Origin of the sequence: Sphingomonas sp. QA11 (genome assembly GCF_028473665.1) — a bacterium.
In the GTDB taxonomy this organism is placed as follows: domain Bacteria; phylum Pseudomonadota; class Alphaproteobacteria; order Sphingomonadales; family Sphingomonadaceae; genus Sphingomonas; species Sphingomonas phytovorans.
The window spans coordinates 2,181,362-2,199,925 of sequence record NZ_CP098774.1; the positions used below are offsets into that span (position 1 = coordinate 2,181,362).

The 18,564-nt window shown below is 62.3% G+C and carries 21 protein-coding genes; 17 read left to right on the forward strand and 4 right to left on the reverse strand.

The genetic code is table 11. The annotated features are described in order from the left end of the window. Position 1: 1 nt before the first annotated feature. Genes NDN01_RS10075 through NDN01_RS10085 form a run of 3 tightly spaced genes read left to right on the forward strand, consistent with a single transcriptional unit; the run spans position 2 to position 4,023 of the window. Positions 2 to 508: a hypothetical protein gene (locus NDN01_RS10075; protein ID WP_272627248.1), complete on the forward strand. Its 507-nt coding sequence runs from the start codon at positions 2 to 4 to the stop codon at positions 506 to 508. Between the two features lie 3 nt (positions 509 to 511). Continuing rightward, positions 512 to 3,781 carry a hypothetical protein gene (locus tag NDN01_RS10080; protein ID WP_272627249.1) on the forward strand — a complete coding sequence of 1,090 codons (3,270 nt, stop codon included), beginning with the start codon at positions 512 to 514 and terminating at the stop codon, positions 3,779 to 3,781. Between the two features lie 47 nt (positions 3,782 to 3,828). Beyond that, positions 3,829 to 4,023: a hypothetical protein gene (locus tag NDN01_RS10085; protein ID WP_272627250.1), complete on the forward strand. Its 195-nt coding sequence runs from the start codon at positions 3,829 to 3,831 to the stop codon at positions 4,021 to 4,023. A gap of 173 nt (positions 4,024 to 4,196) precedes the next feature. Here the strand turns inward: NDN01_RS10085 and NDN01_RS10090 are convergent, their stop codons facing one another. After that, a complete protein-coding gene (locus tag NDN01_RS10090) occupies positions 4,197 to 4,712 on the reverse strand; it encodes a hypothetical protein (protein WP_272627251.1) in 516 nt (171 codons plus the stop codon). 203 nt (positions 4,713 to 4,915) lie between these two features. Between NDN01_RS10090 and NDN01_RS10095 the strand changes: the two genes are divergently transcribed. From NDN01_RS10095 to NDN01_RS10135, 9 genes are read left to right on the forward strand one after another with little or no spacing between them, the layout of a single operon-like run. Then, the gene (locus tag NDN01_RS10095; protein WP_272627252.1) at positions 4,916 to 5,467 is read left to right on the forward strand and encodes a phage baseplate assembly protein V; all 552 of its coding nucleotides are present in this window, start codon (positions 4,916 to 4,918) and stop codon (positions 5,465 to 5,467) included. Continuing rightward, on the forward strand, positions 5,464 to 5,832 hold the full coding sequence (locus tag NDN01_RS10100; protein WP_272627253.1) for a GPW/gp25 family protein: 369 nt from the start codon (positions 5,464 to 5,466) through the stop codon (positions 5,830 to 5,832). The genes NDN01_RS10095 and NDN01_RS10100 overlap by 4 nt, the downstream gene beginning before the upstream one ends. A gap of 11 nt (positions 5,833 to 5,843) precedes the next feature. After that, on the forward strand, positions 5,844 to 7,004 hold the full coding sequence (locus NDN01_RS10105; RefSeq protein ID WP_272627254.1) for a phage tail sheath subtilisin-like domain-containing protein: 1,161 nt from the start codon (positions 5,844 to 5,846) through the stop codon (positions 7,002 to 7,004). A 42-nt stretch (positions 7,005 to 7,046) separates the two neighbouring features. Continuing rightward, positions 7,047 to 7,559 (forward strand): phage major tail tube protein, encoded by a 513-nt coding sequence (locus tag NDN01_RS10110; RefSeq protein WP_272627255.1) that lies wholly within the window; start codon positions 7,047 to 7,049, stop codon positions 7,557 to 7,559. A 47-nt stretch (positions 7,560 to 7,606) separates the two neighbouring features. Further along, positions 7,607 to 7,945 (forward strand): phage tail assembly protein, encoded by a 339-nt coding sequence (locus NDN01_RS10115; RefSeq protein WP_272627256.1) that lies wholly within the window; start codon positions 7,607 to 7,609, stop codon positions 7,943 to 7,945. Positions 7,946 to 7,953: 8 nt separating this feature from the next. Further along, complete coding sequence (locus NDN01_RS10120) at positions 7,954 to 8,070, forward strand: GpE family phage tail protein (RefSeq protein ID WP_272627257.1); 117 nt, start codon at positions 7,954 to 7,956, stop codon at positions 8,068 to 8,070. Between the two features lie 9 nt (positions 8,071 to 8,079). Next, on the forward strand, positions 8,080 to 10,575 hold the full coding sequence (locus NDN01_RS10125) for a phage tail tape measure protein (protein ID WP_272627258.1): 2,496 nt from the start codon (positions 8,080 to 8,082) through the stop codon (positions 10,573 to 10,575). Further along, positions 10,572 to 10,970: a phage tail protein gene (locus NDN01_RS10130; RefSeq protein ID WP_272627259.1), complete on the forward strand. Its 399-nt coding sequence runs from the start codon at positions 10,572 to 10,574 to the stop codon at positions 10,968 to 10,970. The genes NDN01_RS10125 and NDN01_RS10130 overlap by 4 nt, the downstream gene beginning before the upstream one ends. After that, positions 10,967 to 11,968, forward strand: a complete 1,002-nt coding sequence (locus NDN01_RS10135) for a contractile injection system protein, VgrG/Pvc8 family (RefSeq protein ID WP_272627260.1) — start codon at positions 10,967 to 10,969, stop codon at positions 11,966 to 11,968. Before NDN01_RS10130 ends, NDN01_RS10135 begins: the two co-directional genes overlap by 4 nt. A 40-nt stretch (positions 11,969 to 12,008) precedes the next feature. Here the strand turns inward: NDN01_RS10135 and NDN01_RS10140 are convergent, their stop codons facing one another. Genes NDN01_RS10140 through NDN01_RS10150 form a run of 3 tightly spaced genes read right to left on the reverse strand, consistent with a single transcriptional unit; the run spans position 12,009 to position 14,096 of the window. After that, entirely contained in the window at positions 12,009 to 12,866 is an 858-nt protein-coding gene (locus NDN01_RS10140; RefSeq protein ID WP_272627261.1) for a hypothetical protein, read from the reverse strand. Positions 12,867 to 12,921: 55 nt separating this feature from the next. Next, positions 12,922 to 13,395 carry a DUF4429 domain-containing protein gene (locus NDN01_RS10145; protein WP_272627262.1) on the reverse strand — a complete coding sequence of 158 codons (474 nt, stop codon included), beginning with the start codon at positions 13,393 to 13,395 and terminating at the stop codon, positions 12,922 to 12,924. A gap of 44 nt (positions 13,396 to 13,439) precedes the next feature. Next, complete coding sequence (locus NDN01_RS10150; protein ID WP_272627263.1) at positions 13,440 to 14,096, reverse strand: XRE family transcriptional regulator; 657 nt, start codon at positions 14,094 to 14,096, stop codon at positions 13,440 to 13,442. Between the two features lie 153 nt (positions 14,097 to 14,249). On the opposite strand from NDN01_RS10150, the gene NDN01_RS10155 reads away from it, so the two are divergent. The 5 genes from NDN01_RS10155 to NDN01_RS10175 all read left to right on the forward strand — a co-directional run bounded on the left by NDN01_RS10155 (position 14,250) and on the right by NDN01_RS10175 (position 18,539). Then, on the forward strand, positions 14,250 to 14,501 hold the full coding sequence (locus NDN01_RS10155) for a transcriptional regulator (RefSeq protein WP_272628157.1): 252 nt from the start codon (positions 14,250 to 14,252) through the stop codon (positions 14,499 to 14,501). Further along, positions 14,498 to 14,995 (forward strand): hypothetical protein, encoded by a 498-nt coding sequence (locus NDN01_RS10160; protein ID WP_272627264.1) that lies wholly within the window; start codon positions 14,498 to 14,500, stop codon positions 14,993 to 14,995. The genes NDN01_RS10155 and NDN01_RS10160 overlap by 4 nt, the downstream gene beginning before the upstream one ends. Next, positions 14,992 to 15,336 (forward strand): ogr/Delta-like zinc finger family protein, encoded by a 345-nt coding sequence (locus NDN01_RS10165; protein ID WP_272627265.1) that lies wholly within the window; start codon positions 14,992 to 14,994, stop codon positions 15,334 to 15,336. The genes NDN01_RS10160 and NDN01_RS10165 overlap by 4 nt, the downstream gene beginning before the upstream one ends. A gap of 107 nt (positions 15,337 to 15,443) precedes the next feature. Then, the gene (locus NDN01_RS10170) at positions 15,444 to 15,818 is read left to right on the forward strand and encodes a hypothetical protein (RefSeq protein WP_272627266.1); all 375 of its coding nucleotides are present in this window, start codon (positions 15,444 to 15,446) and stop codon (positions 15,816 to 15,818) included. Between the two features lie 9 nt (positions 15,819 to 15,827). Next, positions 15,828 to 18,539, forward strand: coding sequence for a toprim domain-containing protein (locus NDN01_RS10175; protein ID WP_272627267.1), 2,712 nt, complete (start codon positions 15,828 to 15,830; stop codon positions 18,537 to 18,539). The last annotated feature ends 25 nt before the right edge of the window (positions 18,540 to 18,564 follow it).

An 18,564-nucleotide genomic window follows, 5' to 3' on the forward strand; every position in this document is an offset into this window, starting at 1 on the left:
GATGTCGGTTCGCTGGAGCCCGGCTGACGGGCATTTCTATCACGCGGATCTCCACGGCGAAGCGATCCCGGCCGACGCGGTCCGCGTCACCCGTCGTCGTCACGCCGAATTGCTCGCCGGCCGTGCTGCAGGCCGGGCGATCGTCGTTGGCCCGAACGGCAGGCCGGAGCTGGCGCCGGTGCGTAAACCCAGCGTCGCCCAGCGTCGCCTATGGGCCGTTGCCGACATCAAGGCCGAGGCGCGTCGACGGATCCTCACGATCGCCTCGCTTGAGCGCCAGGCGAACGACAACGCAGCGATCGCCACCGCCGCATTTCAGATCGCTACCGGAACTGATGGCCTGGGCGACGCCATCGCCGGGGCGATCGAGGCTGCGCGCCGGCGCGAACGAATCGACACAGTCCGCGCCGCGAGCAACGCCCTCGAGCAGAAGATCGCCGCCTGGTCGGCCGCTGCCCTTTCCACCTTCGACGCCGGCGCTGACGCGCACTGGCCGACCGGAGCCTGATCCATGTCCAAGATCCCCGCCCTTCCCGAAGTCCTGGCGCCGACCGGCAATGAAGACGTGGTCATCCATAGCGGCGGTCGCGCGAAGCGGACGAAGCTGATCCGCATCATCGACACCATCATGGGCGCCGGCGCTGCCGTCGCCGCGCGCGACAAGGCGCAGAAATGGGCCGAGGAGAACGAAGATGTAGCGGTCGAGCCCGGCAAATTCTCGGCGCGGCATTGGGCACTGAAGAGTGCGTCGAGCGCGGCGGTCGCCATCGCCCAGGTCGCCGCTTCGGCTGGGTCCGCCGCTGCCGCCTATGCCTCGCAGATAGCAAGCGCTGCCTCCGCAGCGGTGGCCCTCGCGGCGATGAACACGGCCACCGCGCTCTTCAATGCGACAGGCCCGAACGCCTTTTACCGGTCTTATGCTGCGATGGTCGCCGCCTTCGCGACCGCCCCGAACAAATCGACGGCTGATGTGTATCCGGATTCCACGCGGAGCAATCGCGCGACGCGGTATCTGAAGGATACCGCGATCAATGCCGGCGCATGGATCTTCGTCCGCTATGTCGACACGCCCCCCACCTATTATTGCGACAGCAAATATGGTGACGACAACAACGACGGGCTGACGCCGGACACCCCCAAGAAGTCGCTGGCGGCGATCCAGACCGCTACGTCCGGACTTTCCGGGGTGTCGGTCGGCCTGGCGCGCGGTGGCCATTGGCGCGGCGAATTCATGGATCTCCAGAATACGCGCTGGGGCCGCATCTTCGCCTATGGGCAAGGCAAGCGCCCGATGATCGACGGCGCGGCGAACATGTTCCCCGGCGTCTGGCTCAAGCACACGACCTACGCCAACGTCTGGTATCAGCCGTTCACCATGCCGATGCCGACGGGAGGATCCGGCCCCGGCGATGAAAACCGCTGGCACCTCGGCCTGTGGGATCAGGCGCCGGCGATCGGCCCCGGAACCGACACCCGCTCGAGCATCACCAGAATGGCCGAAGGCGCCAATGGCGGCTGGATCAAACGCGTCCTCAATGGCGATCCGCACCCCGATCCGGCGACCTTCGACAACGAGAAGGTCTATTCGACCGTTCTGGCGATGACGTCGCAGGACGAGTTTCTGGCGATCCTCAACGCCCATACCAATACGTTCGCGGTGTTCCCCGCCACGGGCGGCTATGAGCCGAACGATGGCGTGCCGCGCACGGCGTTCGTCGCCTATGTTCGCCTCGCGGATGACAGCAACCCCAACACCAACGGTCGGACCCTGCTCATCAACCGGCAATATGGCCTCGCCGGCATGGGCAAGGGCATGGATTGCAGCGATGTGATCTTCTGCCGCAGCGGCGGCAAGGATATGATTTCAGGCTACCAGTTTCTTCCGGTGCCGCCCCACAATCCGTCCGACGACGGCGATATTTTCTCGGGGAATTTCCACCGTTGCTCGTTCTGGGAGGCCGGGGCTCATGGCCCGGTTGTCTGCGGCATGAGCTTCTACGACTGCGACTATATCGGCCACTATATGCGCGACTCCTACAAGGGAGGCTGCGGCGCCTATCACAATTTCCGCTCCGCTGGCGGCGTGAACAAGGGGCGTGGCTACGAGATCGTGCGGTGCAAGGCCAAGCGGTTCGGATACCTCGCTTATGGCCATGGCGGCGGCGACGGATCGGACGGGCAGAATGAGGTCTGTCATCTCGACACGATCTGGGCCGATGACGGCAGGGCGATTGCCGTTGGGGGCACGACGTCACAGGGCTATTGGTGCCGCAACGTCGTCGCCCGGGACGTAGATAGCTGCGGCGCCTCGTCCTTTCCGGAAACGACCTACGAAAATTGCGTGTTCATCATGCGCAACACCGGTGCCAACTCGATCGGCGGCGCTGGGTCGATCGCGGCGGTCTATCCGACCCCGCGTGTCGGCCGGGCGCGCTTTGTCAATTCGCTGGTCATCTCGCTCGGCCCCACCCTGGCCCTGCCGATGGGCTCGCAGGAGGCGCTGACACTGGAGCAATACCCAAGCCTGGTGCTTGAGCGCTCCACGATCTGGGGAAACATCACCGCCCAGACGAACCCCTTCTGGCGTCAGCTCAACATCACGATGGACCGGCACAGCTATCTGGGCGTGTTCAACAGCCTCGGCTCGGGCGATACCAACACCGAGGTCTATCCGACCGGGTCGATCGTCGCGAAGGGGCCGGACGGTGCCGGCAATTTCGGGTCGATCATCGAATGCGTGCGCACCCCGCCTGAAACGATTCGGGCAGCCTTTGCTGGAATCGAGGCCGGGGTGGAAACCGGCATCGTGCGTCAGCTCTGGCAATGGACGGTCCAGCAAAACGATATCGTTTATGTCCCGCCGCAATCGGCTGTCAGCACCGGCACCACCGGCTGGATCAACAATGGCGACGGTACGGCGACCATCCCGACATCGTTCAACTTCGGGTCGAGCAATCTCGGCCGCGCCGTCAAGATCGCGCTGGGTAATGGCGCGACCGACTATTTCGGCGCGATCGTCAGCGTGCCCGACAATGGCAGCATCGTTGTCAGGCCGCTGCCGACCGCGCCGATCACGACGGCCAAGGCGCTGTCGGTCGGGTATTTTCGCCCGTTCCCGTTCCGCGACGCGGTAACCGCCTATATTTCGACTGACGGGACGCAGCTCAACCTGCCGAGCGCCAGCGGGTTCGCGGTCGGGCAATATGTGCGGGTCGGCAATATCCTGCCCGGTCAACCCGGCTATGGCGTGCGCAAGATCGTCGGCCTCAACGGCACGATCGCCACGTTCGATAAGCCCTGTCCGTGGAAACAGCGACAGAACTTCGTCGCCTATCGGTCCATCGCCACGCCGACCACCGGCACCGGCCGGACGCTGCCGACCGTGCAGCTTTCATGGGGCTTCCCGATCCAGGCGAGGATCCTCGTGCATGCGTCGTTTATCGATCCCCGGATCGTCATCACGAAGGCCGAAGGCGGCGCCGACATCGTCATGGAGCAGTCGCTGGTCAATTCCAGCGGGGTTTTCATCCAGTCCGGCCTCTTCAGCACCGCGTTCAATTCGAGCGGCAACGCGGCGTCCTTCGCCAATGCCGACTACGAGGCCGGATATTGGGCGCAGGCGGTCAGCCTGGCGGCCGGTGACATCATGAAACTCTATTGCCTGGTCGACGTGCAGGAGATGCGCCTGGCCTTCAACACGCCCCCTGAACTTGGCGGCTATTCGCCCGCCAATACCTGCCTGCTGTCGCAGCGTCGCATTGGATATCGGCCCTCGATCTAGGGTCGCCATGCGATGATTTTGCCAACTGAACGAGGGAGTAAAGCCTGATGGCTCTGGTTATTCGAAACGACGGTGCGCAAGCTGTTACGATCCGCCTTGCCGATCCCGCGCGCCTCACCGAGCCGGGCGGCGGGCTGATCACTGATGTGATGATTCACGCGGGGGAGGAGCAGACGCTCTACGCCTCGGATGGGATCATCATGACCGAGGCCCCTCACCCGATAGCACCAGCCGAAGGCTGATCGACTCGCCGCCTAAGTTCGCTACCGTTCGTCGTCAAATTGGCCAGCGGCTGAATCAATGGTCCAGCAAATCTTCAAAATGAGCTACCCGAGATCATCGCCCACGGGACCGCCATTACGTTCAATCTAGAAACAATGGGCACACCGCAAGCCTAGCGATTAGAACTGCAGATTTAACTATCAAGAGTGCATCTATAGATGGCTTCGGCAATATCTGATTTCGTTTTAGACGAGGGTTTATTGCCGAAAACCTCCTCCCTCATAGCGATATAAACATCGAGATCAGCTTTCCAGCCTGTGGCGCAGGGAGCCGATTTCTCGGGGGCAGTCCTCCAAAGATTTGCTAGAGAATGGATAACTGATTCGTCTCCGTAGACCGCTATTCGTGTAGCAGCTTGCTCCATAAGAGCTTCTGCTTGAACCGCTGCCGCACTCTGGCTGGTGGCTTGCGGATTCCATTCCCGGATCACAATCCGGCGCTGATTCGCAAAATCAACATATGAGGAAAGCCTGATTTCCTTCAATTTTGTATAGTCGGAAGAAGTTTTTGCTACCTGACCGTTGAGGCTTGAACCGAGCCAAACACCTCCAAGTGCTATCAAACCTGTAAAGGCGGTTGAGAAAATTAAACGGGAGAAGCTGGACTCTGATAAATATTTCTGTTTTTTGTCAGGGCTTTTCTGGTCCATTGTGCCAAATCCTCTTGCCTTGTAAATAATGAGTATGGGTCATTCTCGTATTAAGCAAGATCGAGGCGTGGCTGGGAACTTGGGATTTCAGGGTCGGTTGCCCTGGCTCTGATTGAGCCTCGATCATAGAGAATCAATTGTAGAAATCCACTCTACAAGACCCGAAACGCGCATCCGGAATTTGCGCTCGCCATGCTCCCCGCATGAGCGACCCTGCCGACAATCAACGCCTGATCGGCGATATCGTGCGTGAAGGCACGGTCGACTCCGTCGATCTCGGCGCCCGTACCTGTCGTTTCCGCACCGGCGACGTCGTCACCGGCGATATCCCCTGGCTCGCCACGCGCTCCGGCGCGACCAAGACCTGGTCGCCGCCCAGCATCGGCGAGCAGGGCCTCCTCATTTGCCCCGAAGGCGATACCGCGCGCGGCGTGGTCCTGCCCGGCATTTTCAGCAACGACCACCCGGCGCCGTCCTCTGAGGATATTGAGCTGGTCGAATATGCGGACGGCGCGCGGATCTCCTACGATGCGACCGCGCACGAGCTGAAAGCGATCCTTCCCGCCGGCGCGACGGTGACGATCTCGGCGGACGGCGGACTTTCCATCAAGGGCGATGTCGCGCTCGACGGCAATCTGAGCGTGACCGGCACCATCGACGCGGATGGGGAAATCACCGGAAACGGGATCAAGCTGTCAGCGCACAAGCATCCCGGCGTGCAGGCGGGCGGCGCCAGGACGGGCACGCCCGAATGAACGGCATGGACGCGAGCACCGGCAAGCTGATCGGCGGCGAGGACCATCTTCGCCAGTCGGTCGCCGACATCCTCGGCACGCCCCTCGGCACGCGCATCGGGCGCCGTGATTACGGCTCCCTCCTGCCCGAGCTGCTCGATCAGCCCGACAATGCCCTGACCCGGCTGCGGATCTTCGCCGCCTCGGCGCTCGCCCTGCAGCGCCAGGAACCGCGCCTGAAATCGTCGCGCTTTTCCCTGCGGCGCGGCGCCCAGCCCGGCGCCGCCGCCCTCACCATCGCCGGCACCCGCACCGATGCGCCACGCCCCAATGCCGGCGTCACCCTCACCGTCCCTGTCCGCTCGCTGAGCGCGCTCACCGCCTGAAAGGAATCACCATGCACGGCATTTCAGTTACCGAAGTCGCCAGCCAGAAGCGCAATATCGCGACGATCGCCACCGCAGTCATCGGCCTGGTCGCGACCGGCCCCGCCGCCGATGCTGGCAAATTCCCGCTCGACAAGCCGGTCAACATCACCAACCTGCCCGCCGCCATCGCGCTGGCTGGCGCCACCGGCACGTTGAAGGGCGCGCTGGAGGCGATTGCCGATCAGGTGCGTTGCCCGATCATCGTCGTGCGCGTTGCCCCCGGAGCCGATGCGGAGGCCACCGCGCTGAAGGTCATCGGCACTGACGCCGCCGGCGTGAAGACCGGCATGCAGGCGCTGCTTGCGGCCGAAGCGCAGACCGGCTTGCGTCCCCGCATCATCGGCGCACCGGGGCTGGATGGCGAGGCGGTGAAGACTCAGCTCGCCATTGTCGCCCGGAAACTGCGCGCCATGGCCTATGGCCGTGCCGACGGCGCCTCGATCGATGACGTGATCGAAGGTCGGGACGCCTTCACCCAGCGCGAGCTGATGCTCATTCACCCCGACTTCCTCGCACCTGTCGGCGTCCTCGGCGCGACCGGCACCAGCTTCGCCGTCGCCCGCGCGCTCGGCCTGCGCGCGCGGATCGATCAGGAAATGGGGTGGAACAAGACCCTGTCCAACGTGCCCGTCGCCGGCGTCGTCGGCCTGACCAGCGATATCGGTTTTGACCTGCAGGATCCCGACAGCGACGCGGCGCAGCTCAATGCGGCGCACGTCACCACCATGGTCCGCATCAACGGCGCGCTGCGCTTCTGGGGCAATCGCACCTGCGCGGACGCCGACAGCGACTTCGTCTTCGAAAGTGCCACGCGCACCGCGCAGATCCTCGCCGACACCATGGCCAACGGCCTGATCGAGTATATCGACAAGCCGCTGACCCCCAGCCTGGCACGCGACATCGTTGAGGACATCAACGAGAAATTCCGCAAGCTGAGCCGTGCGGGCTTCCTGCTCGGCGCCCGCGCCTATTTCGATCCGGACAAGAACCCGACCGAGGACCTGAAGCTCGGCAAGCTGAAGATCAGCTACGTCTATACGCCGACGCCGCCACTCGAGGATCTCGGCCTGCTGCAGGAGATCAGCGACGAATATCTGGCTGACTTCGCCCAGCTCGTCGCCAGCGCCTGATCGCCCCTTTTCTGACCACCCCTTTCATCCAGGAGAATCGCGATGGGCTTCGCCCGCAAACTCAAGCAGATGATGCTGTTCAACTCCGGCCTCGCCTATATCGGCGATGTCACGTCCGTCACCCTCCCCAAACTCGTGCGCAAGTTGGAGGAATATCGCAGCGGCGGCATGAACCGCCCGGCCAAGGTCGACATGGGCGGCGAAGCCCTTGAGATCGAATTCACCTGTGGCGGCCCGATGCGCGATATTCTGCGCCAATATGGCGCGGTCGGCATCGGCGATGTGCAGCTTCGGTTCGTCGGCTCCTATCAGGACGATGACACCGGCGAGGTGACGTCGATCGAGGTGGTCGTGCGCGGCCGGCACGAAGAGATCGACATGGGCGAGGCCAAGCCGGGCGAAGGCACCGAATTCAAGGTCAAATCGTCGCTCGTTTATTACAAGCTGAGCTGGAACGGCGTGGTCGAGATCGAGATCGACGTGCTCGGCATGGTCGAGATCGTCGGCGGCGTCGATCGCATGGCCGAGATCCGCAACGCGCTCGGCGTCTTCTGACGCCGCGCAGCGCTCCCCTTCTCCCATCTGTTCCCACGAGGCTCCCCATGTCCGACACCGTTCCCCAGGCCGACGCCGCGCCCCTCATCCGCTCCTTCACCCTTGATTTCGATATCGCGCCCGGCGGATCGGTCGCCTTCCCCAAGGGCACCGAGATCAAGGTGCGCAAACCCGGCTCCGGCGAGCTGCGCGGTCTGGCTCTGACCGCGCTTCTCCAGCTCGATTATACGTCGCTGGAAACGCTGGCCCCGCGCATCACTCAACCGGTGCTGCACAAGCAGCATGTGATGGCGATGGACCCCGCCGACATGATGCAGTTCGGCAGCGAGGTGATGGATTTTTTGCTGCCATCGGCCGCGAAGGCCGAGGCTTACCAGCCAGCATAGACGAGACCATGGCCGATCTGGCGACCGTGTTTCACTGGTCCCCGACGGTCATGGATCCAATGAGTGTCGCCGATCTGATGGACTGGCGCGCGCGCGCCGCTGCCCGGCACAATCCTGAAAGCTGAGGATCCACCATGGACCGCAATCTTCGTATCCGTATGCTCCTTCAGGCGAGCGACCGCGTCACCAAACCGCTGCGCGACATGGCGGGCGGATCGCGGAAAACCGCCGAGGCCCTGAAAGCGACCCGCGACCGGTTGAAGGAGATCGATCGCGCCCAGGCCGATATCGGCGCCTTCCGCGAGCTGAAGACCGGCCTTCGCACCACGGCGACCGAACTTCATGGCGCGCAGAACCGCGTCGCGGCGCTCGCGCGGGAGATCCAGGCGGCGGATTCGCCGACGAAGAAGCTCACCGCTGATTTTACCCGCGCGAAACGCGAGGCATCGGCCCTTGCCGACGAGCATCGCGAACAGTCAGTCCGGCTCCAGCAGCTCCGCGACCGGATGGCGGCGGCCGGCGTTTCGACCGTTCGCCTTGTCCAGGATGAGCGACGGCTGCGCGAGGAAGCGGCGCGCGCCAACGCTGAGCTCGCCGAACAGGGCAGACGGCTGCAACAGGTCGCGAGCCGCAGCCAGCGATTCGAAGCCGCTCGGGCCAAGTTCGGCAAGATGCAGGGCGCGGCGACATCGCTCGCTGCCGGCGGCGCCGCCGCGATCGGCACCGGCTACGCCATGGGGCGCCCGATCCTCGGCGGCATTACGGAGGCGCAGGCTTATCAGTCGATGATGACCGATATCGCCCAGAAGGCGAATCTGTCGCGCCGTGAAGCCGAGAAGATGGGCGCCGGCCTGCTGGTCGCCGCCAAGGCGGCGAACCAGATGCCCGAGGCGATGGCGCAGGGGGTCGATACGCTCGCCGGCTTCGGCCTCGATCCCCGCAAGGCGGTCGAGATGATGCAGCCGATCGGCCGTGCCGCGACCGCATACAAGGCCGAGATTGCCGATCTGTCGGCCGCAGCATTCGCGGCGAACGATAACCTCAAGGTGCCGGTCGACCAGACCAGCCGCGTCATCGATATCATGGCGCAGGCGGGCAAGGCCGGCGCTTTCGAGATCAAGGACATGGCGGGGCAATTCCCCGCCCTGACCGCCGCCTATCAAGCGCTGGGACAGACCGGCACCCGCGCGGTCGCGGATATCGCCGCCGGCGCTCAGATCGCGCGTAAGGGCGCCGGCGATTCCGCGATGGCGGGCAACAACCTTCTCAACCTGCTGAACAAGATCAATTCGAAGGAGACGAACAACAATTTCGCGAAATTCGGGGTCGACCTGCCCGCCGCGCTGAAGCGTGCGGCCAAAGCGGGCAAAGGGCCGATCGAGGCAATCACTGAGCTGACGAACAAGGCCCTGAAGGGCGACGTCTCGAAGCTTTCTTACCTGTTCAACGACGCCCAGGTGCAGGGCGCGCTGCGTCCGCTGATCGCGAACCTGAAGGAGTTCAGGACGATCCGCGATGACGCGCTTGGCGCGAACGGCACCACGGACAGGGACTTCGCCGAGCGGATGAAGGATTCCGCCGAGATCACGCAGAAGCTCAAGGTCGCCGCTACCGCTCTGGCGATCTCACTCGGGACGATATTGTTGCCGACCGTCAACGCGATCACCAACAAGGCAGCGGCCTTTACCTCGCGCCTGACTGATTGGGCAAAGCAACACCCGCGTCTCGCTAAGGGAATGACCTTGGTCGCGGCCGGGCTTGCCGCGATGCTGATAGTGCTTGGTGTATTGGGCATCGCGGCGACCGGGCTGATAGCGCCTTTCGCCGCGCTCTCGTCGGTGGCCACCTTTTTCAGCATCGGCCTTCTGCCGCTGATCGGGATCGTCGGCGGTGTCGTATTGGGCATCGTCGCTTTGGGTGCGATAGCCTATGCCCTATACGCGAACTGGGGCGCGATCGGCACTTGGTTCTCCGGCATTTGGGAGGCAGTGAAGTCTGCCTTCAAGGGAGCGATCAGCGTCATTGGCGCGATACTGTCGCAGTTCAATCCGAAGTACTTGCTGCTGGGGCCGATCGGACTTCTGCTCGGCTGGCTTGGCGGCAGTATCCCCGGAAAGATGGCTGAGATCGGGCGGAATCTGATCCAAGGTCTTATCAACGGCATCATGTCCACGCTCGGAGCTCTCCGATCTACCGTCGTCGGCGCCGCCAGCTCGGCCGCCAACTGGTTTAAATCGAAGCTCGGCATTCATTCGCCATCCCGAGTCTTCATGGCGTTCGGCGGGCATATCATGCAGGGTCTCACCGATGGCATCGCCGGCGGCGAGAACGGCCCCGTCCGACGGCTCGACGCGCTGTCGAAGAGCATGATCGCGGCGATTTCGCTCGGTTCCGCAACGCCGGCTATCGCCGCTCCACCGGGCTTCATGGGGACAGGAACGGGGAATGGCACCGCCCCTATGGCTGCACTGGCCGGCCCGATTAACATCAACATTTACACCAGGGCTGGTCAGGATCCGCGCGCCATCGCAGAGGAGGTTCGGAAGGCGCTCGATGAAATTAGCCGCGGCGATGCGGCGAAGGCCCGATCGAGCTTTGCCGATCGTCCGGATTGGGACGACGAAGCATGATGATGTCACTCGGCATGTTCGCCTTCGCGCTCTCGACCCTGGCATTCGAGGAGTTGCAGCGCAGGACCGACTATCGCCATGTCAGGTCGCCCCGGATCGGTGCCCGCGACGCCGCCCAATTTGTCGGACCGGGCGACGAAACCATCTCATTGTCCGGCACCGCTCATGCCGAACTCTCCGATGGTGCGGCCTCCCTTGATCAGCTCCGCGAGATGGCAGGCCAAGGCTATGCGTGGCCGCTCGTTGACGGCGCCGGCCGGGTCTATGGGGCCTTCGTCATCGAGGGCGTGGACGAGCGCCAGAAGCATTTCCTGCCTGATGGCACCCCGCTCAAGATCGAATTCGCCATCGATCTCCTGCTGGTTGAGGACGAGGCCGGAAGGAACGGCCAGTGACGATCGCCAATATCGCCGCCTGCCGCGTCACCATGGACGGCAAGGATCTGACCGACATCATCCGTCCGCGCCTGCAATCGCTCACCATCACCGAGAAGCGCGGCGACGAAGCCGACCAGCTCGATATCGTGCTGGATGACAGCGACGGCGGCATCGCCCTGCCCTCGGCCGGCGTCATCCTTCAGGTTGAACTCGGCTGGCTGCAGGGCAGCGCCGTGAAGCCCGGCCTGATCGACAAGGGCCGGTTCAAGGTGGACGAGGTCGAACATAGCGGCGCTCCGGACATCATCACCATCCGCGCCCGCTCGGCCGACTTCGCCAGCTCGCTCCGCACGCGGCGCGAAAAGAGCTGGCATGACACGACGATCGGCGCGATCGTTTCGGAGGTCGCGAAGAAGAACAAGCTTCAGGCCCGCTGCGCGCCCGCGCTGGCGTCGATCGCGGTCAAGACCCATGCCCAGAGCCGGGAAAGCGATATGGCCTTCCTGCGCCGTCTTGGGCGGGAGCATGACGCCGTCGCAACGATCAAGCAGGGTGCGTTGATCTTCCTGCCGATCGGCGCTGGCCAGACGCCGAGCGGGCGCACTCTGCCTCTGATCGAGATAGCCCGTAGTAATGGTGATCGTCACGCCTACCGGATAGAGAAGCGCGAGGAGGCCGGTGGCGTCTCAGCTCAGTGGCACGATCGCGGCGAGGCGAAGCGCAAGACAGTGACGGTCGGCTCTGCCGATAGCGCCAAGAAGCTATCGCGCGTCTATGCCTCCGAGGCCGAGGCCCAGCGTGCGGCGAAAGCCGCTAGGGCGCGCGCCGCGCGCCAGCCGGTTACACTTTCACTCAATCTGGCTCTTGGACGGCCGGATATCTTTCCGGAGCAGAAGACGCGCGTGTCTGGGTTCAAGGAGCCCATCAATATGACTTCCTGGCTGGTGCAGGAAACGATTCATACACTTTCCGAAAAGGGCTTAGTGACTTCTCTCAAGTTAGAAAATTTACCTTAATTCGGCCAAATCCAATGCAAAAAATCTAGGCAACAATAACCTAGCTGATCAATCTCTCTATTTCTTTCACAGCAAATCGCAATAGTTCGCGAGGACCATGGAGCTTAACTCGCAGCGAATCGGAAGAAACATCTACGGAATACACACAACCGAAGCCACGAATATCTTCAATGATTTCAGGTGAAATATCTTTATCCAATACGCGACGAAACTCCATAAATTCATCGAGCGCAATAACTTCTAAATCTTCAGAATCACTGACAAATATTCTTTCTGAAAGGCGACCATCCGACCTCGATTCCAATCGGCGGACAGCAGCACCCAACTGTCCGATTTGGTCTAGTATCGCCTTTTGAAATGGTATCGCATCACTCCCGGGACTACCGGGCTCAATAGGCCCAAACGTCTTGATAAATGGTCGATACTTCTCTAATTTTTCCTCAGCCATTATCAAGCGAATCTTTTCACCGAGGTCGGCGATAAACTTCTCGGTTTTCAATATGTGAAGGTCAGCCGGATATTCAAGATACTCGATGATGTGTATATCAAATGGAACCTTTTCCCGCCTATCAGTTACGATGATCGTTGGTTTTCCAAACGCCAATCTTATGCCCAACTCAAGCATTACATTCGAGTTCAGGCCGCTGATATCGCAGACAGCTATTGGTTGTTCATATAGATTCCGAACAATCCGATCTTGTATAATGTCAGTGGCACCACCACCCCATACCGGCTCGGGTCGCCGACCGGCCCTTTCGATACCGCGCCCGATGATGTCCATAACCTCACGCCAATGCTCGGCGTCATAGCCGGGCATCGCAGCTATCGGCATTATGATGCCGCAAACGTCGCGCTTCGCTTCCGGCCCTTCGGTATCATCGCTCTTTACCTTGGCCAATTTCGATCCCTTCTAAAACCAGCGCAAGTACAACAGCCCGAAAGGCTTAATAGCACTAGCCCGCCCCAAGCAAGACAGCCTTCTGCTTATCGAATTCTGCACCGCTAAGGATACCCCGATCCCGCAAATCAGCGAGTTTGTTCAATTCGTCAGCGATAGAACCGGTGGACTCACGCCCGCCGCGAGCGCCGCTTCCTCGCGCGACCGCAGACCGTTTTTCCACCTCGTCCCGAAGCTCCCTAAAATCGGCCAGCACCTTCTTCACGAACACAACCGAGTTCTCGTCTTTGACGGCGTTCATCACACCGCCCCGCCCCTCGACACCGCCGGCGACGCCAAACTGGATATAGCCCGTCGTAAGGCCGGGCTCCTTGAACTGGATGGAGGTGATGCTCGCATAGGGGATACGTTTCTCCCCCTTCAGTCCGTGATTCAGCAGGCTGACTATGCCCTTGCGGCGGATGACAAGCCCATCGTCCAGAAGCTCAACGCTGTTGCCCGCATTTCGGCCATCGTAGATCTTACCCAATCCCGCCCCCTGTATTCGTCCAACTAAGCCGCCGGCTCGTCACGTCAAACCAGTCGCCCGATGAACGCGATGCGCCCCACGATCCTGATCTCGTCAATCGGCTCCGAGTCTTCATTCACCAATTTGTTATCTGACATGATGATGACCCGGTCGCCCTTGACCTTCAGACGCTTGATGCCCCCAATGTCGCCGACCGTGTACGCCCAGATCGCGTCCGGCTCGAGGATGACCTTTTGCGATCGGTCGATGATGACCATGTCGCCGCTATGGATTGTCGGAATCATCGAATCGCCGCGACCTTTCGCCCAGGTCAGCAGTGCTGGTGGCGTCGAAGTGATCGACTCGATCCACACTCTCGGGAAATGTAGGATCTCGGTCTCGATCGGGCCATCGGTGAAGCTGGCACCCATACCATAAGCAAGATCGATCGACTGAATTGGGACAAGATCCAGTTGTTGGGCAATCACAGCAGGCGTTGGCGTCGGCAACGCCCCTTCTGCAGGATCGTCCGTCTCGCCAGTTAGATAGCTGGCAGTCGTTCCCAATTCACGAGCAATCTTATGCAGATGCGAAGAACCGCCGGGGTTCGAGTTGACGATTTTCGCTATCGCGCCTTGGGTAACCTGCACCCTACGGGCAAGCTCGGACTGTGATAGCCCTCGCGCCTCCATCAGGCTCCGCACTCGTTCGCTGATGATCACCAACGCTAGTTATCACCGATGGAATAGGTAGCCATCCCACTTTGGTAGTTGACAGGGGTATTCCTCCGGTAATACTTGCGGAATATGGAAATGATTCCAACTCCTTTCGAGGCATTGCAAGCCGCTGTGTCAGTGGCAGGTTCGCAATCAGCCATGGCGCGCATCTGCGGCGTCGGCCAGCCAGCCGTCTGGAAATGGCTCCAGAGTGGAAAGCGGCTCCCCGCCGAGCATGTTCTGACCGTTGAGCGTGACACCGGCGTTTCGCGTCATCACCTGCGCCCCGATATTTACCCGGCAGAACAGAAGCCTTCTCCTTTCGATGCTGGCGATGAAGGCTTTGTAGCCCGTAGCGCTCCGATCGTCCCCTGCGATCGGGTCTCCCTTTTGCAACGGAACGCGGCGTGACCAAGCTCCGCGCGCCCCTCACCTTTGCCGCAGCCGTAACGCGTATCGCCGGCATCCTGACGTTCAAGGGCGCCGCCCGTATCGTCAAACGCTCCACGCGCTGCGTCTATGGCTGGGCCGATCCTGACGCGAAGAGTTGTCCGACCCTGGCGCAGGGCCTCGCGCTCGACGCTGCGTATCGCGACGCCGGCGGCGAAGGATCTCCGATCCTTGAGGCATACGCCTTCCTGCTCGACATCCGCGTCAAGGCTGGCGCCGCCTGCCGCAGTGCCCTGTCCGGAGATCTGGCCAGCGTCGCGAAGGAATGCGGCGATGCCATCGCCAGCGGCATCGCGGTGACTCAGCCCGGCGCGCGCCCCTCCGATATCCATCACGCCCTGGTCGAGGCCGAGGAAGCGCGCGGCGCCCTCGGCAAGATGATGCAGCGGCTCAAATCATTCCTCTCGATCGACGCGGGGTCGTTCGGGGAATCAGGTGGGGGAGCTACCACGTGAAGAAGACCCAACGACCCAGAATTCCCTCCATTTCCTGCCCGCATTGCGGCGAGCGCTCGATCGTCCGCCACAGCGAGCAGGTGACGCCGATCTATCGGGAATTGCGGCTGAGCTGCGACAATGACGATTGCGGCCACACCTTCCTGATCGGCCTGTCCGTCATCCGCACGATCCGCCCCAGCGCCCGCCCCAACCCGGCCGTGCAGCTCCCTTTCGCCAACCCGAACCTCTGCGCGTCGAGGAGCAAGCCGGCGAACGATGACGCGCCCGTCCCGGCCAATGACGACGGCCAGCCGCTCGTCCCTGCGGCCGGCCCCTCGATCATGAGCGAAACGGGATGATGCCGGCGGCTTAAGCCGCTCGCCAGACCCCAACCCGACCAGTTCGCCAACCCGGTAGCGGCTCCCTGCTTCCGGGAACGGCACCCCCTTGCCTGAAAGACTCGCCCATGTCTGCTGACGACAACATCGCCGAGATCCGCGCGGATCTGCTTCAGATCCGCGACGCATTTGCCTGGCGCTCGGCCCCCTTCGATATCGGCTTGCTCGACCACGACCTCTTGGCTGCGTTACGGTCGCTATCCCGCGCCACAGACGAGCGGCCCGACCGGATCGGCCAGGTCAACTATGCGACGCGCGACGCTCTGATCGTTGCCCTACGCGGCATCCAGACGCGGCTCGAGGATTGCATTCAATCAGGCAGCATCAGCGAAAGGTCGATCGTCGGAGAGACCGGTCCAGCGCTCTACAATGTGTCGCGCGCAATCGTGGGCCTGATCAAGATTACAGGCAGAGAAGCCGCCCGCCCTGGCTCGGGGGCCTGATCGCCACCGATGCGCAACGATCTGCTCCAAGAACTGACTAAACGACTCAAGCAGGATTACAGCTTTGAGGAGAAGGGCAATTATCTGCGGCGCGGGAAATGCCCGCAATGCGCCAAGGGCCAGCGCGAACTCTGGACGCCGGCCGACAAGCCGTGGGTACTGCGCTGCGGCCGGATCGAACGGTGCGGCTGGGAGGGCCATGTCAAGGAACTCTATCCTGACATTTTCGATGATTGGTCCAAACGCCACAAAAAGACCGAGGCCGCGCCCAACGCCGCTGCGGATGCCTATCTCTCCCATGGTCGCGGCTTCGATCTCATGGGGCTGCGCGGCGCCTATACGCAGGAATGGTATCACGATCAGGAACTGAATATCGGTTCCGCGACCGTGCGGTTCCCGCTGCCGGGCGGCGGCTATTGGGAACGGCTGATCGATCAGCCGGCCCGTTTCGGCAAGAAGAAGGCACGCTTCAGCTACGGCACCGGCTATCGCGGCCAGTGGTGGCAGCCGCCCGGCGTCACCTTTGACGATCTCGCCGTGGTGGACGAACTCTGGCTGGCAGAGGGCATCTTCGACACCATCGCGCTGCGCCAGTCCGCCAGGGTCGCGGCGGTTTCGCTCATGTCGTGCAACAATTATCCGGAGCTGGCGCTGGCGGATCTGCGCCGGGCCGCTGCCGCGCTCGATCGCCCGCCGCCAAAGCTGATCTTCGCGTTCGACGTCGGCAAGGCCGGCACCGAATATACCCGCCGTTTCGTCAAGCAGGCGCGTGAGGCCGGCTGGATCTGCGGCGCCGCACAGGTACGTCCGGATGGCGAGGGCGACAAGCTCGACTGGAACGATCTCGCCCAACGTGATCGGCTCAAACCCGCCAATCTGGAGGAATATCGCTGGAACGGTGAAGTCACCATCGCCGGCAGCGCCAGCGAGAAGGCGTTGCTGTTCTACCAGCGGCACAAATCGCAATCCTTCCCGCTCGTCTTCGGGGGGCGCCAGCTCTGGGCGCAATTCTCGATTGATCGCATTCAGGCGATTATCCAGCAATGGCTTGAGTCCGATGACGCCGAGCTGGCCGATTTCAAGAAGCTGCCCTTTCAGGAGCAATGGAACCGCGCGGCGGCGGAAGCGGCCGAGATTTCCGAACTGGCCAACTGCACCTTCCGCACCCTCTATTTCCAGCGCGACCCGAACCTTGAAGAGGGCGCCTATTTCATCCGCATAGATTTCCCGTCCGATCGGGCGAGCGTGAAGGCGACCTTCTCCGGCGCGTCCTGCGCGGCCAGCTCCGAATTCAAGAAGCGGCTCGCCTCGATCGCGCCCGGCGCACAATGGATCGGCAACCAGTATCAGATCGACAAGCTGATGCTGCGCCAATGGGCGACCATCCGCATGGTCGAGGCGATCCAGTTCACCGGCTATTCGATCGATCATTCCGCCTGGATCTTCGGCGATATCGCGGTTCACAAGGGCCGGGTCTACGAACCGAACGAAGAGGATTATTTCGTCCTCGGCAAGCAGTCGGTGAAGCTGCGCACCAACGAGCGGCTGCTCCGCTGTTCCTACGACGCCGACAAGCTGGATCTGAGCTGGGTTCCTCCGCTGGTCACCGCCTTCGGGCCGAAGGGTATCGTCGTTCTCGCCTTCTGGGTGCTGTCGTTTTTCGCCGAGCAGATCCGCGCCGAACAGGACAGCCTCGGCTTCCTTGAGGCGACCGGCATTCCCGGTACCGGCAAATCCACGCTGATCGAGTTTCTATGGTCCGCGACCGGCCGGGCCAATTACGAGGGCTTCGATCCGACCAAGGCGACAAACGCCGGCATCGCCCGCACTCTCGGCCAGGTCGGCAACCTGCCCGTCGTGCTGATTGAGGGGGACCGCAATCAGGATACGCCGCACGCGCGGCGCTTCGAATGGGACGAGCTGAAGACCGCCTATAACGGCCGGGCAGTCCGCACCCGCGCCATCGCCAATGGCGGCATGGAGACGTTCGAACCGCCCTTCCGGGGCGCCATCATGATCGCCCAGAACGACACGGTCGAGGCGTCGCCCGCGATGCGCGAGCGCATCATGGGAATTCACTTCGACAAGTCTCGGTTCAGCCCGGCCACCAAGATCGCGGCCGAGCAGCTCGCTCGCTTCCCCGTCGAGCAGATTTCCGGCTTCCCGATCCATATGGTGCGGCGCGAGGAGGATATCCTCAAGCGCTACCGCGAGGCGTTCAAGCTGCACGAGGCGGCGATGATCCGCCACAAGGGCATCCGCAACGGGCGCCTGGCGAAGAACCACGCCCAGCTCGCCGCGATGCTCGATGCGATGCGCCTCGTCATCACCAACCTGTCGCAGCGCGACACGGATGAGGCCCACGCGCTCATCCTGACGATGCTCGAGGAGCGCCAGCGCACCGTTGAAAGCGACCATCCGCATGTCGAGCTCTTCTGGGAACGCTTTGATTACATGGCGGCGAACGAGAGCTTCAACCCCGAACGGCCGATCAACCACAGCCGCACCACCGAATATTTCTCGGTCAGCCTGACCGATTTCGAGCGGAAATGCGGTGACATGCGCCTCTCGCTGCCGTGCCCGATGACCGAGCTGAAGCGCGTCCTGAAGACGTCCAAGGCCCGCAAATTCGTCGCGGCCAAGGCGGTCAACTCGAAGATCGACAAGACCGTCAACTGCTGGGTTTTCGAGAACCCGGCCCACCTCCCCCCGCCCCGCTGAAGAAAGGAACTGCCATGTTGCACGT

Excerpts from the sequence above, each read along its gene's own strand:
- NDN01_RS10075 (WP_272627248.1), top strand. The coding sequence starts at position 2 with ATGTCGGTTCGCTGGAGCCCGGCTGACGGGCATTTCTATCACGCGGAT.
- NDN01_RS10080 (WP_272627249.1), top strand. The coding sequence starts at position 512 with ATGTCCAAGATCCCCGCCCTTCCCGAAGTCCTGGCGCCGACCGGCAAT.
- NDN01_RS10085 (WP_272627250.1), top strand. The coding sequence starts at position 3,829 with ATGGCTCTGGTTATTCGAAACGACGGTGCGCAAGCTGTTACGATCCGC.
- NDN01_RS10090 (WP_272627251.1), bottom strand. The coding sequence starts at position 4,712 with ATGGACCAGAAAAGCCCTGACAAAAAACAGAAATATTTATCAGAGTCC.
- NDN01_RS10095 (WP_272627252.1), top strand. The coding sequence starts at position 4,916 with ATGAGCGACCCTGCCGACAATCAACGCCTGATCGGCGATATCGTGCGT.
- NDN01_RS10100 (WP_272627253.1), top strand. The coding sequence starts at position 5,464 with ATGAACGGCATGGACGCGAGCACCGGCAAGCTGATCGGCGGCGAGGAC.
- NDN01_RS10105 (WP_272627254.1), top strand. The coding sequence starts at position 5,844 with ATGCACGGCATTTCAGTTACCGAAGTCGCCAGCCAGAAGCGCAATATC.
- NDN01_RS10110 (WP_272627255.1), top strand. The coding sequence starts at position 7,047 with ATGGGCTTCGCCCGCAAACTCAAGCAGATGATGCTGTTCAACTCCGGC.
- NDN01_RS10115 (WP_272627256.1), top strand. The coding sequence starts at position 7,607 with ATGTCCGACACCGTTCCCCAGGCCGACGCCGCGCCCCTCATCCGCTCC.
- NDN01_RS10120 (WP_272627257.1), top strand. The coding sequence starts at position 7,954 with ATGGCCGATCTGGCGACCGTGTTTCACTGGTCCCCGACGGTCATGGAT.
- NDN01_RS10125 (WP_272627258.1), top strand. The coding sequence starts at position 8,080 with ATGGACCGCAATCTTCGTATCCGTATGCTCCTTCAGGCGAGCGACCGC.
- NDN01_RS10130 (WP_272627259.1), top strand. The coding sequence starts at position 10,572 with ATGATGATGTCACTCGGCATGTTCGCCTTCGCGCTCTCGACCCTGGCA.
- NDN01_RS10155 (WP_272628157.1), top strand. The coding sequence starts at position 14,250 with ATGGCGCGCATCTGCGGCGTCGGCCAGCCAGCCGTCTGGAAATGGCTC.
- NDN01_RS10170 (WP_272627266.1), top strand. The coding sequence starts at position 15,444 with ATGTCTGCTGACGACAACATCGCCGAGATCCGCGCGGATCTGCTTCAG.
- NDN01_RS10175 (WP_272627267.1), top strand. The coding sequence starts at position 15,828 with ATGCGCAACGATCTGCTCCAAGAACTGACTAAACGACTCAAGCAGGAT.